The sequence below is a fragment of the Asaia sp. HumB genome, assembly GCF_030263835.1.
Lineage (GTDB): Bacteria > Pseudomonadota > Alphaproteobacteria > Acetobacterales > Acetobacteraceae > Asaia > Asaia bogorensis.
This window is the reverse complement of sequence record NZ_JARPML010000002.1, coordinates 60,814-75,000: the sequence shown is the minus strand read 5'-3', so window position 1 is coordinate 75,000 and position 14,187 is coordinate 60,814. Positions and strand designations below refer to the sequence as shown.

Here is a 14,187-nt window from a genome sequence, read left to right as displayed (position 1 = left end):
GGGTCGTCGGTTCGATCCCGTCCGCCTCCACCAGAAACCACACCGGTACACGCTGCTTGGCGAAAGCTTCGAGCGGCATGATAGTGCGATAACATTACAGGTTAAGGGAAAAATGTTTCCTCCCTGCCGCACTTTGGTGCGGGAGCGATGAAAAAGTCTGTTCTTTGTCAGTGTGAATAGGTTGGTGCACTTTCTGGGTGCTGCCACGATCCGGGTTGGTCTGACCCATGTGGATCGGTTTTGGGTTCTTGGACTTTGGTCCGGGAGGCTCTGATCCGGTCTCGTGTTAAGGATTGTGGCGTATAGCGGTCAGAGAGTGTTTTATAAGTATGATGAACTTTGCGTGCGATGCATTGCATTTTCTCTGCGCAGAAAACTCTGAAGCGCGCGAGCGTGGATGGTTGCTGTGCATGTGTAGTGTGTGAGCATGAGAAGGGCATTCGGTGGATGCCTTGGCATCAGGAGGCGACGAAAGACGTGGCACGCTGCGAAAAGCCACGGGGAGCTGCGAGCAAGCTTTGATCCGTGGATATCTGAATGGGGAAACCCACCTAGCGATAGGTATCATGCCCTGAATACATAGGGGTATGAGGCGAACCCGGGGAACTGAAACATCTCAGTACCTGGAGGAAAAGACATCAACAGAGATTCCGCTAGTAGTGGCGAGCGAACGCGGAACAGGCCAGTAATCATTGTGAAAGAAGCAGAACGGTCTGGAAAGTCCGGCAATAATGGGTGATAGCCCCGTATGCGTAGTGTTCATGATGGTTCTCGAGTAGGGCGGGGCACGTGAAACCCTGTCTGAACATGGGGGGACCACCCTCCAAGCCTAAATACTCCCTGATGACCGATAGTGAACAAGTACCGTGAGGGAAAGGTGAAAAGCACCCCGATGAGGGGAGTGAAAGAGACCTGAAACCGGATGCCTACAAGCAGTCGGAGCCTCTTATGGGGTGACGGCGTACCTTTTGTATAATGGGTCAGCGAGTTTCTGTTTGCAGCGAGCTTAAGCCGGTAGGTGTAGGCGTAGCGAAAGCGAGTCTGAATAGGGCGAATGAGTTGCTGGCAGAAGACCCGAAACCGAGTGATCTAGCCATGGCCAGGCTGAAGGTGCGGTAACACGCACTGGAGGGCCGAACCCACGCCTGTTGAAAAAGTCGGGGATGAGCTGTGGCTAGGGGTGAAAGGCCAATCAAACTCGGAGATAGCTGGTTCTCCGCGAAATCTATTGAGGTAGATCGTCACGTATTGCCCTCGGGCAGAGCACTGGATGGGCTAGGGGACCCAAAGTCTTACCAAACCTAACCAAACTCCGAATACCGAGGAGTATGAGCGTGGCAGACAGACAGTGGGTGCTAAGGTCCATTGTCGAGAGGGAAACAGCCCAGACCACCAGCTAAGGCCCCCAAATCGTGGCTAAGTGGGAAAGGATGTGGGGATTCCAAAACAACCAGGAGGTTGGCTTAGAAGCAGCCATCCTTTAAAGAAAGCGTAATAGCTCACTGGTCTAATAGAAACCCTGCGCCGAAAATGTAACGGGGCTCAAGCCACGTGCCGAAGCTGTGGGTGCATATCTTTGATATGCGCGGTAGCGGAGCGTTCCGTAGGTCTGCGAAGGAGACGGGGTGACCCTCTTGGAGATATCGGAAGTGCGAATGCTGACATGAGTAGCGACAAACAGTGCGAGAAACACTGTCGCCGAAAGTCCAAGGGTTCCTGCGCAAGGTTAATCCACGCAGGGTGAGCCGGCCCCTAAGGCGAGGGCGAAAGCCGTAGTCGATGGGAACCAGTTGAATATTACTGGGCCTGCCAGAAGTGACGAATGCGATATGTTGTCTGGTCTTATTGGATTGACCAGGCTTTTGGAGCATTCCAGGAAATAGCTCTGGCGTATAGACCGTACCCGAAACCGACACAGGTGGACTGGTAGAGAATACCAAGGCGCTTGAGAGAACGATGCTGAAGGAACTAGGCAAATTGCTCGTGTAACTTCGGGATAAGCGAGACCCGTCCGTGGGCAACCACAGGCGGGTGGCACAGACCAGGGGTAGCGACTGTTTAGTAAAAACACAGGGCTGTGCGAAGTCGAGAGACGACGTATACGGCCTGACGCCTGCCCGGTGCCGGAAGGTTAAGAGGAGATGTGCAAGCATTGAATTGAAGCCCCGGTAAACGGCGGCCGTAACTATAACGGTCCTAAGGTAGCGAAATTCCTTGTCGGTAAGTTCCGACCTGCACGAATGGCGTAACGACTTCCCCACTGTCTCCAGCATCGACTCAGCGAAATTGAATTCCCCGTGAAGATGCGGGGTACCCGCGGTCAGACGGAAAGACCCTATGAACCTTTACTGCAGCTTTGCAGTGGCATCAGAGACATCCTGTGTAGGATAGGTGGGAGGCTACGAACCCGGACGCCAGTACCGGTGGAGCCGTCCTTGAAATACCACCCTGAATTTTTCTGATGTCTAACCGAGACCAGTCTAGCCTGGTCCGGGACCTGGATGGTGGGCAGTTTGACTGGGCGGTCGCCTCCCAAAGTGTAACGGAGGCGCGCGATGGTGGGCTCAGGTCGGTCGGAAACCGACTGTCGAGTGCAATGGCATAAGCCCGCCTGACTGTGAGAGTGACAGCTCGAACAGAGACGAAAGTCGGCCATAGTGATCCGGTGGTCCCACGTGGACGGGCCATCGCTCAACGGATAAAAGGTACTCTAGGGATAACAGGCTGATCTCCCCCAGAGTTCACATCGACGGGGAGGTTTGGCACCTCGATGTCGGCTCATCACATCCTGGGGCTGGAGCAGGTCCCAAGGGTTCGGCTGTTCGCCGATTAAAGTGGTACGTGAGCTGGGTTTAGAACGTCGTGAGACAGTTCGGTCCCGATCTGCCGTGGGTGTATGAGACTTGAGAGGATTTGTCCCTAGTACGAGAGGACCGGGATGAACATACCTCTGGTGTACCGGTTGTCGCGCCAGCGGCACAGCCGGGTAGCTAAGTATGGACGGGATAACCGCTGAAAGCATCTAAGCGGGAAACCCACCTCAAAACTAGGTCTCACAGGGCCGTGAAAGACCATCACGTCAATAGGCCGGGTGTGGAAGCGTGGTAACACGTGAAGCTAACCGGTCCTAATCGCCCATATCGCTCACACAACGCTCTCACAAGAGAGCATACACATGCATAGCAATCATCCACGCAATCACACTCATCATACACAAAACACCAACCTCCACACCGACACACAGTTGTCGGGTGGATCAGAAGACCTGGTGGCTATGGCGGGAGACTTCCACCCGATCCCATCCCGAACTCGGCCGTGAAACGCCCCAGCGCCTATGATACTGCATCTCAAGATGCGGAAAAGTCGGTCGCCGCCAGGTCCCCTGATCCACCCCACAAAACACACCACCACCCCCGCGGGGTGGAGCAGCCCGGTAGCTCGTCAGGCTCATAACCTGAAGGCCGCAGGTTCAAATCCTGCCCCCGCAACCAAAATCCTACACATACAAATCCCTACGCAACGCCTCAGCTTCACAGTACGAGGCGTTTTTGGCGTTCCCGGTTTCACACCCAAAGCCCGCGTTTGACAGCGCAATCAATCTGCCCCCTCATCGTGCTCGTGCTCGTGCTCTCGTGCTCTCGTGCTCTCGTGCTCTCGTGCTCTCGTGCTCTCGTGCTCTCGTGCTCTCGTGCTCTCGTGCTCTGGTAATGGAAATGTGGCCGATGAGATCCCGCGCATGGTTCCCAAAGAGTGCAAGACAACATCAGAGTGGCTTGGGCCCTCGTCAAGTTCTGTACTCGCAGATCCCTGGCTTGATAGCGGTCGTCACCTTCGCGATTTCTCCTCCCGTCCGGGCGAGGAAGGTTCGCAGATGGCGCACGACGTCTGCGCCGCAGGAATCGAGATACCATCAATAGACGGCAAAAACCGGAATATTGCCGCGGTATCCCTGCGGCCGAACTATCATCTGCGCGAGTGTCCTTGGCCTTTCTCAAGCAATGAAGCGCCACCAGCTGTGTCGACTAGCCTCACCGCCGAAGGTCGTGGCGCGCCAGTTTGAAACGCCGGCGACGCCTCCGCTTGATCAGACGGATCTTGGTTTGAAAAGGTGGAACATCGGGCCAGTCAGCAACGTGGAGATAACGGCCAGAACCATGAGCGAGGCAAAGGCAAACTCGGAGAGCATACCTTGCTCGTGGAGTATGGTTGCTGCGACGATTTCCATGAGACCCTTGCACTGGAGGAGTGCGCCAAGCCCGAGTGTCTGACGCCTCGAAAGGCTGGACGAGGGGGGGAAGGCGTAGATCGAGCCAATCTTGGCGACGATTGATATGGCCACAAGCGAGAGAGAGGCAAGAACCGACGGCCAGGTAAGGGCGTCGCCATCGATACGCAGGCCACTATGACCGAAGAACAGCGGTGCAATCCAGATAAGGCAAAAGGTCGAGATCGCTTCGAACGGCAGACGCCTTACCCATGAGGGAGGCATAAAGGCTCCCGCGAAATACGCCCCGATCAATTCGTGTAAACCGAGCGTCATGCTGGCCCAGGAGCCAAGGCTGAGATAAATCGGTACGACTGCCCAGATCAGGGCTTTTGGCGGATTGCGGACGTGACGTGACGCGAGTGAGCCGACGAGACCGAGGCCAATCAGAAGGAGCAAGGCAACGCATTGCCTGAGACCCCAGCTGTGCATCGCTGATTGTCGTTCCGCAGCGAATTGCAGCAGTGCCAGACCGATCCATAGCGTTGCGTCATCGATTACGGCCAATTTCAGAGCGAGCTGCCCGATTGGCTTGTCTCGAACGGGCAACTCGCGAACGATGCCTATGAGGACCGGAAGCGCACTGACCGCGATACACAATCCGATGGAAGCCGCGCCAATGAGCGGGGAAACGGCTGGTGCATGCCAGCCTGGGAGTGGCAGAAAAAAGTAATAAACGAGTACCGTGCCGATGAGAAAGGGACCGCCCAGCGCCGAAGCTGCTCCTCCCAGGAGGCGAGGCAGGCTGGGTGCCGGTATCTGGCTTTCGCGGTTGTCGCCCTCAGGATGCTGCCACATTTCCATACCTGCCGTAAAAGCGAGGAGGAGAACTGCGACCCAGCCTATCGTATCACCGTAGAATGACGGGACGCCGACAGATTTAAGAGGCAGATGCCATACGGCGGCGAGAATGCCGATGAGGATCGGGATCACGGCAATGGGTATGGCGCGACCGAGCAGACGCCACAGGATCCAGGGAACACAGACGAATAAACCCAGATCCGCAATGAGCGCCGTAAAATCGTTCATACCTGTCCTTCCCGTTTCGCACGAAAAGATAGCTTAATACCTGAACCAAGGGAAATGATCACAAGGGTCGATGGTCCCCCCAGACGCATTATGTCTCGCAAACCTGGATGAAACGGTAAATCACATGCAGATTATTCCGCCTGTTGATACTGCTTGTCTTGCTCATAGAACTATAACGAGAAGAAGGGCGTCACAAAGTCATGACATCTGACATAAAACAATATCGCCATGCGAAGGAAAGACTTTACGGTGGGACCCTGACAGTTCTCGGGACCGCTGTCTGGCTCATTCTGTTGGCTGCTTTCGTCATGGTGGCGCTTGTGCGCCCGAACGGTCTGGCCCAACTCGTGGTGATCGCTCTCTATCTCGGCGTGCTCGGCGCGATCAGTCTTGTCGCAGCAGCGCTTTATCGGGCCTATGCGCTTGGCAACATGGTCGCACTCTCCTCCAGGCAGTTCCCTGAACTCCATGCGACCTTTGCCGAAGTCAGCCAGAGGCTCGGCCTGCAAGAGGTGCCTCGAGCCTTCATCTACAACTCGCACGGTATCACAAACGCCTTTGCCATACGCCTGCTTCGTGGGCGCTATGTGTTCCTGACCTCGGCTATCATCGAGACAGACACAGATGCGCAGCTCCGCTTCATCGTGGGTCATGAGATTGCCCATCATGTGCTGGGGCATCTTGATGGCTTCAAGACTTTCCTTCGTGCGCCGGCCTATCTGGTACCGCTCCTTTACCGTGCCTATTCGCGCGGACGCGAATATAGCTGCGATGCCGTAGGCGCTTCGATACTGCCGGATTATCGTGACGGTGTAGGGGCGTTGCAGATGCTCGCTTGCGGAGCACGGCGCCTCAATACGTCGATGAATGCTGAGGCTTTTGCCGAGCAGGAGGCACAGGTGCCGGGCATGGCTGGCTTTGTGGTGGAGATCATGTCTACCCATCCGTGCCTCACGCGACGCGTTTCACGTCTCATCGCGCTTTTCGCGACACCCGAACAGAAACACGGCGCTGTCTGACCCGTCGCGTTCTATAGACAGGCGTTATTGGGTTGCATGACACACGGGAAGTTCAGCAAGGGGAGGTGGTCCCCGTCTGGATAATGAGGGAGGCATCACGCCTCCCACACTTTCAGAAGGAGGCCTGCATGCTGACCGTGAAGGAGCGCGGCGCGCCGATCAGTACCTCGCTTGGATAGCTGGTATCCGCCCATTGCACGTAATGCTTGTTTGCAAGATTATCGATACGACCATACAGGGTGATCCCCTTATAGACGTGCCAGCCAGCGAATACGTTCACAAGGGTATAGTCCTTGAGCGTAAGGGTGTTGGCATAGTCCCCCTTGCGTGCAGAGACGTAACGCATGCCCGCGCCCAGATCGAGCGGCAGGTCGAGAACGCTCGACCATACGCCCCATAGATTGGCCGTTACCGCCGGGACGTCCGGAACCTGATTGTCGCTCGCATCGGTCGAGGCATTCGGGAAGAATGTGCCGTAACGGGCATAGGTATAGGCCACATTTCCCGAGACGCTCCGGTGCCGGTCAATGCGCCAATCGGCCTGCCACTCCAGACCACGCGATTTCTGGCTGCCAGCTGTCGAAACGCTATCCTGTCCGGTCTGGACCAGCACCCTCGTCCTGCGGATATCGTAGAAGGACAGGGTTGTGACGAACCGACCCGAGAGAGCGCTTGCCTTGAGCCCGATCTCTCCCTGACGGGAGTGGCTCAATCGGGAGAATTGCCCACGATTGGCAAGAAAAAGATTGGAGCCCGGTGGGTCTTCAGCCGTGGTATAAACCCCATACAGGCTCAGATTGGGCAAAAGGTCGAAAACCGGACCTATGCGGAAATTGGCCGGATTGTAATGCCCCTTGAAGCTGGTGGACGCATTGAACTGGCCATTCTGGTTGAAGTTCTGCCTGTCGAGCGAAAGCCAATCATATCTGAACCCTCCCACCAGCCGCAGCCTGTCGGTGATCGAAAGGGTATCCTCAAGAAACAGCCCCACGTCGATCATGGTCGTGGGAGATTTACGGTAGGGATACTCCCCGGCAAATGACTCGAGTGCGCCGCCTTCAGGGCTCGTCAATGAGACGCTGTCGGCGTAATCCGCATCGGGAAAGCCGCGATTGCGGATGAAGCGAATGTAGTAGGCATCTCCGCCAATCACGAGGCGATTGCGTAACCCGAACAGGGGATAATCGAAACGGGCATCGACGCTGTCTCCAAGCTGATGCTGGTTCTGATAGACATAGAAACGATCGCGGCCGATCCGGCCGGGCGTGATTGCCTGTCCGCTCGCATCAGTGGCGCCGGGCGACGCGATATAGCTGTAGGTCTCGGCATTGTCCCAGCGACGTTTGGCATAAAGGAAATAGGCCTTGTCATGCAGTGAGACGTGGTCACTGGCAGCCCAGTCCAGATGCAGCGTCGGCGTCGCGTTGACGGAGCTCGCCCGTGGGTTGGCCACGTTATAGTTGCGCCACAGCGAGGCTCGGCTGATGACAAGTCCCTGAGTGGAATGGAGCAACCCACCAACTGCGTCTTTTACAGCGGATCCCGGTACAAGCGGCGCTCCGTAATAGGTCGAAAGATTATCGGTCAGGTAATCGATGGTAAAACGTGCCGTGAACTTCGCATCTGGATGCCACAGAAGCGTGGTGGTCCAGTCATTGCTGCGCGGATTGGCGCCTTTGACATAGCCATCAGACGAGGTCCGGCTGAAATCGCTTCGTATCGCCAGGGTACGGGTGAGGGGCACTGACCCGCCAATGCCGGCATTCCAGCTATTGAAGCTCCCGTAGGAGACCAGAGCGTTGGCACGCACATGATCCATGTCTGGCGTGCGTGTGCGCATATCCACGGTACCGCCGACGGCACCCTGGCCATAAAGAACGGAGGAGGGGCCTTTCAGGATCTCGACCGCCTCGAGATTGAAGGCGTTGAGTGGTCGGTTCACCATGGTCGTGGGACCGAAATAGAAACCGTCGCGCAGGATCAGCACCTGGTTGCCGCTGAAACCACGCATCATGAGCTGCGCCGGATTGCCGGGCGAGCCACCGGAGGTCACACCCGGCGCGAAATCGGCAGCATCTTCAGCATGCACATAGCCGCGCTGCGAGATGATCTTCTGATCAATGATCGAGATCGAGGCCGGATTATGCTGGAGGCTGAGTCCGAGCCGGCCTCCTATGGCTGGGCGTGCCTTGAGACCGGTACTCTCACCATGAGCCGTAATGTACTCGTCGTTGCTGCCTTGCTCCTGAGCGAGGGCAGCAGGTAAAAGCGGCAGAAGGCCAAGTGCAGGCGCGAGCGAGATGCCTGTCAGAAGACAAGCCCTGAGTGAGCGCATGGGGCGCATGTTATGTGTGCTATCCCGTGTTCACGTCACTACGATGGGCAGTGTTTCTCCTGCCACCTGCAGGACACCCCGCCCGCCGGTTCTCGTCCGTGACCCCGTGTGATGGCAGGTCTCCTGACTTGTGCGTTATGATGTGCGAACTGGCCTTCCCGGGGGGATAGTCCCAGTGGCTGAACCCTTGGCGGGTCCACGTTCGCACACTCTTCACCTACAGTTGCGGGGGCAGTCATGGCGTTCGACCATGTTCCCTTTTCATCCCGTCTCCGGAACACCATCGGCTCCGACCCTAGCTTTTCAACCTGTGCTGTCAATGCTGCGTGGGTCTTGGTCTATAGTTTGGCTTTTCCTTGCGTCTATTTCGCGACAGCGCTGAGGGCCTCGGGTGCGCAGGCGTGCGACGGCACAGACGTGCTCCACGCGCTCGGGGGCGAGAGGGTCACGCCTTGAAGAGGTTCTGTTTCTCTCCAGGCGACTATCGCTGTGTCGCCCCCGCCACGCATCACGCACTTCGTTTTCCTGATGAGACAGGCTTTCAGGCCGGGTTCCCACGCCCGAACTGCGGGTCCGACCGGCTGGGCGATCCGTTTTCGACATGACCCGCGAGAGAGAGAACAAGCTTGCCCGAACGGGTGACGCAATCGACATGGTACCAGTGGTCACTCGCGGCAACCGGTATGGTAAGGTGCAAAATCTGCCCCAGTTGCACGGAAAGGTTCTGTCGCTGCCCGGTGTAGTGATCGATGAGCGAGAGCACGACGGGTTCGTTTGCACCGGTCCCCTGGCCCGCGCAGTTTAAGGATAGATGCAGGCTGCTCCCGTTCGCTTGTGACGTTAGGCCGATGCGGCTCTCGGGATCATGGAGACGGTAGAACCCGTTCGGCCCGTAGATCTCGACCGTGCCTGAGGCCGAACAGAGGAACACAGCCGTTGTCTTGCCTGCAACGGTCAGATGTTGGCTTGCCTCACCCGTCTGACGGATACGAAAAACCACACCCTGCTCGGCCGTGTTGGCAAAGACCAGTTTCGTCGGCGCATCGGCTTGGCTTGTAACAGCGAAGCGATAAGGCAAAGCCCGGCTCGGACGCTGACCGGCCTCCTGCAGGGGCAGGCTGCCATGCTCCGGTACGAGCGGAGGCGGGTGAGCACAGGAAATTCGTGTCTGGGGCAGATACGCGCTCGTGTCTGGAAGAGCCACGGACCACTTCGCATCAGGCTTGCTGAAATCGAAGGCAGAGGTCAGATCGCCGCAAACCGCTCGCCGCCAGGGTGTAATGGTCGGGCAGGGAACATTGAACCGCTGCTCCAGAAACCGGATGACCGACGTATGGTCAAACACCTGTGAATTAACCCACCCGCCTTTTGTCCAGGGCGAGATGATCAGGGCGGGTACACGCGGTCCGAGGCCAACAGGCTCGCCGTGATAGGCCTCACCGTCCGGAAGCTGGCCAGTTGCTGTCTGCGATGAAGGAACAGGCGGCGGTACGTGGTCGAAAAACCCGTCATTCTCATCATAATTCAGAATGAAAACAGTCTTTGCCCAAATGTCGGGATGTCGAACGAAAATGTCGATCAGCTTGGAAATCAGATGCTCGCCAAAGCCGGGCGGCGCTTCGGGATGCTCTGACAGGGCCGCCGGTGGGACGATCCACGACACCTGAGGCAGCGTTCCATCGGCGATATCCTTCTCGAAAGCCTCCAGCAGGTAGCGCCCCTCCAGTTCGTGCATGTTCTCCTTGTTTGAGCCCGGCACGACAGCGCGTGCCTGACGATACCGCCAGTCCTGCCTGTCGAGATTACGGAACTGCCTGAAGGAGGCGAGGGGATTGTCACCGAAATTATCGTATTCCTGGTAGAATTTCCAGCTCACCCCGGCTTCCTGAAGGCGCTCGGGATAAGTCGTCCAGTCAAAAGGTGTGAAGGCGGGATTGTCGTGCGCCATATCGGCCGACCAGTTGCCGTCATCGACATTCTCGACCGCCTGTTTGCCATCAGCGCCAACAGCAAGGCCGTTTGTACCGGTAAAGAAATAGAGGCGGTTGGGATTGGTCGGGCCGAAAATGGAAGCGTGATAGGCGTCGCAAATGGTGAAGGCGTCGGCCAGTGCGTAGTAATAGGGAATTTCTGCGCGGGTAAAATACCCCATCGTCATCGGGCTTTTATGGGGGACCCAGCCATCCCACTCGTTCCATGCGGCCTGGGTGCCTTTCCAGCTATGGTCAAGACTTTTGAGGCAGGCCGCCGAGGTATGGATCGTATCGAACAGGAAAGGCCATATGACCCGGCCTTTTGCGTCCTTCTGGGCAAAGACCGGGCTCCCATCTGCCTGCTTTTCGGCGCGGGGGTCGCCAAAACCACGCACGCCACGCAAGGTGCCGAAGTAGTGATCGAAGGCCCGGTTTTCCTGCATCAGGATAACGACATGCTGGACATCCCTGATCGTGCCGGTTTCACGATTGGCAGGGATGGCGAGGGCCTGACGCAGGTTTTCTGGCAACATGGTCCCTGCCAGCGCGGCAGCACCGAGATGAAGGAAATGCCGACGGCTGGGTTTCATGCTGACTGCTCCGGAACTCAGTTGAAGTGCTTGCGGATCGTGAAGAAAACCATGCGTGGGGCTGCAGCCTGAAGCGTCTGGAATGTGCCGGACGGATCGGAATTGATAAAGCCGTTGCTGCCTACTGTTGCCACATAGCGCTTGTTGAACAGGTTGGAGACGTTGATCTGCGTATCCAGACCGCGGAGCCAGAAATTGTGGCTCTTGAAGCGATAGCCGAGATTCAGGTTGAACACGTCATTGGCCGGCACATAGGCATCGTTCGTATAGGTGTAGTAACGACGATCCTGGATCTGCATGAGCACATTGCCCCAGATATGCCCGTCATCATAGCCAAGCTGCACATTGGCCAGATTGCGCGGCATGCCGACCACGTTCTTGCCCTTAATGGCGGCCGAGACCTTGCCATCAGCCATAACATCATCCTCATAGAAAGAGTTGTTGAAGGCATAGGAAGCGAAAATCGACCAGTTGGGCGCGAACTGCCAGTTTACGGCAGTATCGATACCGCGTGAGATCACCCCGCCGACATTCGACAGAACTGAGGCGTTACCCTGAATACCCACACCCTGCGTTACAGCCAGCAGGCGATTGCCGAATTCGACATAGTAGCCGGTCACGGTCGCCTGGAATGTCCTGGTGTGATAGCGGTAGCCGAGTTCTTCCGTGTTGGACATTTCGGGCTTCAGCTTGCCCTGAAGCGCCTGGAAACCGGCAACTGTGGTCGAGAAAGGCCCCGAGGTCTGGGCGCTATCGAAGGCAGCCATGTTGCGCGCATAATCCACGAAGATTTCGTGGTTATGGTTGAATCGATAATTCGCACCGACCTGAGGGAGGAAGCCATTGGTGGCGTTGAGCGAGCCCGAGGGATAGGCCGTGGGCATGGGGGTGCCCAGATAGCTGCCGTTCATGGCGCGTGCTGTGTTGTCCACGATCAGCGACTTGAAGCCGTAATTGACCTTCAGCTTTGGCGTGATCTTCCAGGTATCACCCAGATGAACCTGATAGGTCTTGGTGTTGAAGGCGCTCTGCCATTGCGTAGCGAAGGCGTTGTCACGATACCAGTGGGTCGAGGAGGGTGAGCCATCCAGAGCCAGCGGGTAGAACCTGCGCGCCTGGTTGAAATTGTTGTTCTCGAACCAGAAGCCGCCTTCGATGGCATGATTGGCAATCTTGTATGTCAGGCTGCCAATGAAACCGGCGCGATGGATATCGTATTCTGTCGTGCGGGTCGAAAGAGGGGAGCCACCAAGCTCTGCGGGTGTTGCCGTATAGGGCGTAACCCACACGCCTTCACCAGTGTTGGTGTGGCCATAACCCATGACATAGCCGGACAGGCGATTATTGACCCGGAAATCGAGTTTGCCATAGCCCATGGCGTCCTCACGCAGGCCACCTGCGTTGTAATAGACGGTATCCTGATTTTCGATGCCCTTGGGGAAGGCTGTGCCGTTCTGATAGGCATAGGCAATCTGCTTCGCGAGGGCGTAGTTGCCTGTGATATTGTCGAGATTATAGCCATAGGTCTTGATCTGGGCGAGGGAGAGATCCTGATAGTCGTTCTCGGCGCGCTTGGACCAGTCACCAAAAACAGTTAGTTTCAGGTTGTCACCCAATGGCTGCACGTATTTCGCATTGGCCTGGTCCTGGCGCTGCACGCCGTCACCCTTCCATTTATTCGCGTCCTGATGGTCATAGGACACATAGAACTTGCCGCCGCCCTTGAGCAGACCGCTATTGATGCGGGCGAAGGTACGCCAGGTGGAGGCGGAGCCGATCGTGCCGCTGACATCGGCGCCGAATTTGTCTGACGGATCGATGGAGGTGAATTGAAGCGCACCACCAAGGTCATTGGATGCTGCGACACCGACGGCCCCTGCGCCCTGCGTCAGCGTGGCGGGGCCGTTATTCTCGGTTTGCAAGGCGCGACCGATGGAAAGCCCGTTATCATTGCCATAGGCCAGATTGCCCAGCGGGACGCCATCAAAGGTGAAGCCAAGCCGGCTCTGGTCAAAGCCACGAATGATGATCTGCTGCGACCATTCATAGGAGCCGAGCGGATCGGACGAGGTGAACATGACACCCGGCAGTTTCGACAGTGCCTTGAACGGGCTCGTACCCGGTGTGTATTCCTGAATGGCCGTGCGGGAGATCGTCTGTGTTTCGCGGGCCTGACCAGCGCCGAGAACAATGATCGATTCAGGCGATTTTGCCTCGACCGCGGTTTTGGGCTCGGCAGCTGTCGCAGCTGCACGCTTGCGGGCTGGCTGGGCCTGTCGCGTCTTTTTTTTCTGGTTTGGCTGTGCCGCGTCATGCTGGGCGACCGTAACATTCTGGGCCATCGCCGCGGGGTGCATTGCGACAAGCAGGGCAGGGAGGCTGGCCGAGATAATGAGACGATGTCTGAGTTTCATTGATAGGAGCCGTTTCGTCCGAGAGGGTCACGATGCGGCTCGTCATTATCGTGACAGGACGTGTCAAAGTATTATGGTTTTATTAAAATCAAATCGGAAACAAAACATTCATCACTCTGTCATATAGTAAATCTCCAACCTTAGTTGTGCTGTGTTGATTTCAGCGCAAGCGTTGTGACCAGAGCAAGCGCAATTCCCGTGATGTAGGCGATCAGATTGAGCCACGAGAATTGTTAGCCTAGCAGGAAATGTCCGACACTATTCCGCCGAAGTGTTTCCAGAGCGTCACAATGAGCCAGCTTGATGCACTCGCTGGCGCCGGCCCCAAAGGCAGCAAGAAGGAGCGTGGCCCTCAAGGATTTCCCACCTGTGAGCAGCAGGGCAAGGAACCAGAACATGGCCCCCCAGAGAATGGATCCGCTCCATTTCCTGAACAACAGAGGCAAGCCGAGAGGGGCGAGGCGACAGAACAGACCCAGCGTCATGACAAGCAGGCACAGCCCCAGTGGATGGAGACGTCCCGGAATCTCATGCCGGGGAGGGAGCAAATCTCTCTCTGCCAG

The 14,187-nt window shown here is 56.9% G+C and carries 6 protein-coding genes, 2 tRNA genes, 2 rRNA genes and 1 riboswitch (1 of these 11 only partly in view); of the genes, 5 read left to right on the top strand and 5 right to left on the bottom strand.

What is annotated here, in order from left to right; all coding sequences use genetic code 11:
- The 4 genes from P5689_RS01690 to P5689_RS01675 form a co-directional block, all read left to right on the top strand.
- Positions 1 to 33, top strand: a tRNA-Ala gene (locus tag P5689_RS01690) (it extends 43 nt beyond the left edge of the window).
- A gap of 386 nt (positions 34 to 419) precedes the next feature.
- Positions 420 to 3,152: ribosomal RNA gene (locus P5689_RS01685) — 23S ribosomal RNA — on the top strand.
- Between the two features lie 112 nt (positions 3,153 to 3,264).
- A 5S ribosomal RNA gene (rrf, locus tag P5689_RS01680) occupies positions 3,265 to 3,379 on the top strand.
- A gap of 35 nt (positions 3,380 to 3,414) precedes the next feature.
- A tRNA-Met gene (locus tag P5689_RS01675) sits at positions 3,415 to 3,491 on the top strand.
- A gap of 593 nt (positions 3,492 to 4,084) precedes the next feature.
- Here P5689_RS01675 and P5689_RS01670 read toward each other — a convergent pair.
- Entirely contained in the window at positions 4,085 to 5,293 is a 1,209-nt protein-coding gene (locus P5689_RS01670; RefSeq protein ID WP_285531878.1) for a cation:proton antiporter, read from the bottom strand.
- Positions 5,294 to 5,493: 200 nt separating this feature from the next.
- Between P5689_RS01670 and P5689_RS01665 the strand changes: the two genes are divergently transcribed.
- The gene (locus P5689_RS01665; protein WP_285531877.1) at positions 5,494 to 6,312 is read left to right on the top strand and encodes a M48 family metallopeptidase; all 819 of its coding nucleotides are present in this window, start codon (positions 5,494 to 5,496) and stop codon (positions 6,310 to 6,312) included.
- A 112-nt stretch (positions 6,313 to 6,424) separates the two neighbouring features.
- Here P5689_RS01665 and P5689_RS01660 read toward each other — a convergent pair whose 3' ends face one another.
- The 4 genes from P5689_RS01660 to P5689_RS01645 all read right to left on the bottom strand — a co-directional run bounded on the left by P5689_RS01660 (position 6,425) and on the right by P5689_RS01645 (position 14,172).
- A complete protein-coding gene (locus P5689_RS01660; protein WP_285531876.1) occupies positions 6,425 to 8,656 on the bottom strand; it encodes a TonB-dependent receptor in 2,232 nt (743 codons plus the stop codon).
- An 86-nt stretch (positions 8,657 to 8,742) separates the two neighbouring features.
- Positions 8,743 to 8,947, bottom strand: a riboswitch (cobalamin riboswitch).
- Between the two features lie 241 nt (positions 8,948 to 9,188).
- Entirely contained in the window at positions 9,189 to 11,210 is a 2,022-nt protein-coding gene (locus P5689_RS01655) for a phosphocholine-specific phospholipase C (RefSeq protein ID WP_285531875.1), read from the bottom strand.
- 17 nt (positions 11,211 to 11,227) lie between these two features.
- Positions 11,228 to 13,624 carry a TonB-dependent receptor domain-containing protein gene (locus P5689_RS01650; RefSeq protein WP_285531874.1) on the bottom strand — a complete coding sequence of 799 codons (2,397 nt, stop codon included), beginning with the start codon at positions 13,622 to 13,624 and terminating at the stop codon, positions 11,228 to 11,230.
- A gap of 233 nt (positions 13,625 to 13,857) precedes the next feature.
- Positions 13,858 to 14,172 carry a hypothetical protein gene (locus P5689_RS01645; protein WP_285531873.1) on the bottom strand — a complete coding sequence of 105 codons (315 nt, stop codon included), beginning with the start codon at positions 14,170 to 14,172 and terminating at the stop codon, positions 13,858 to 13,860.
- Between the last annotated feature and the right edge of the window lie 15 nt (positions 14,173 to 14,187).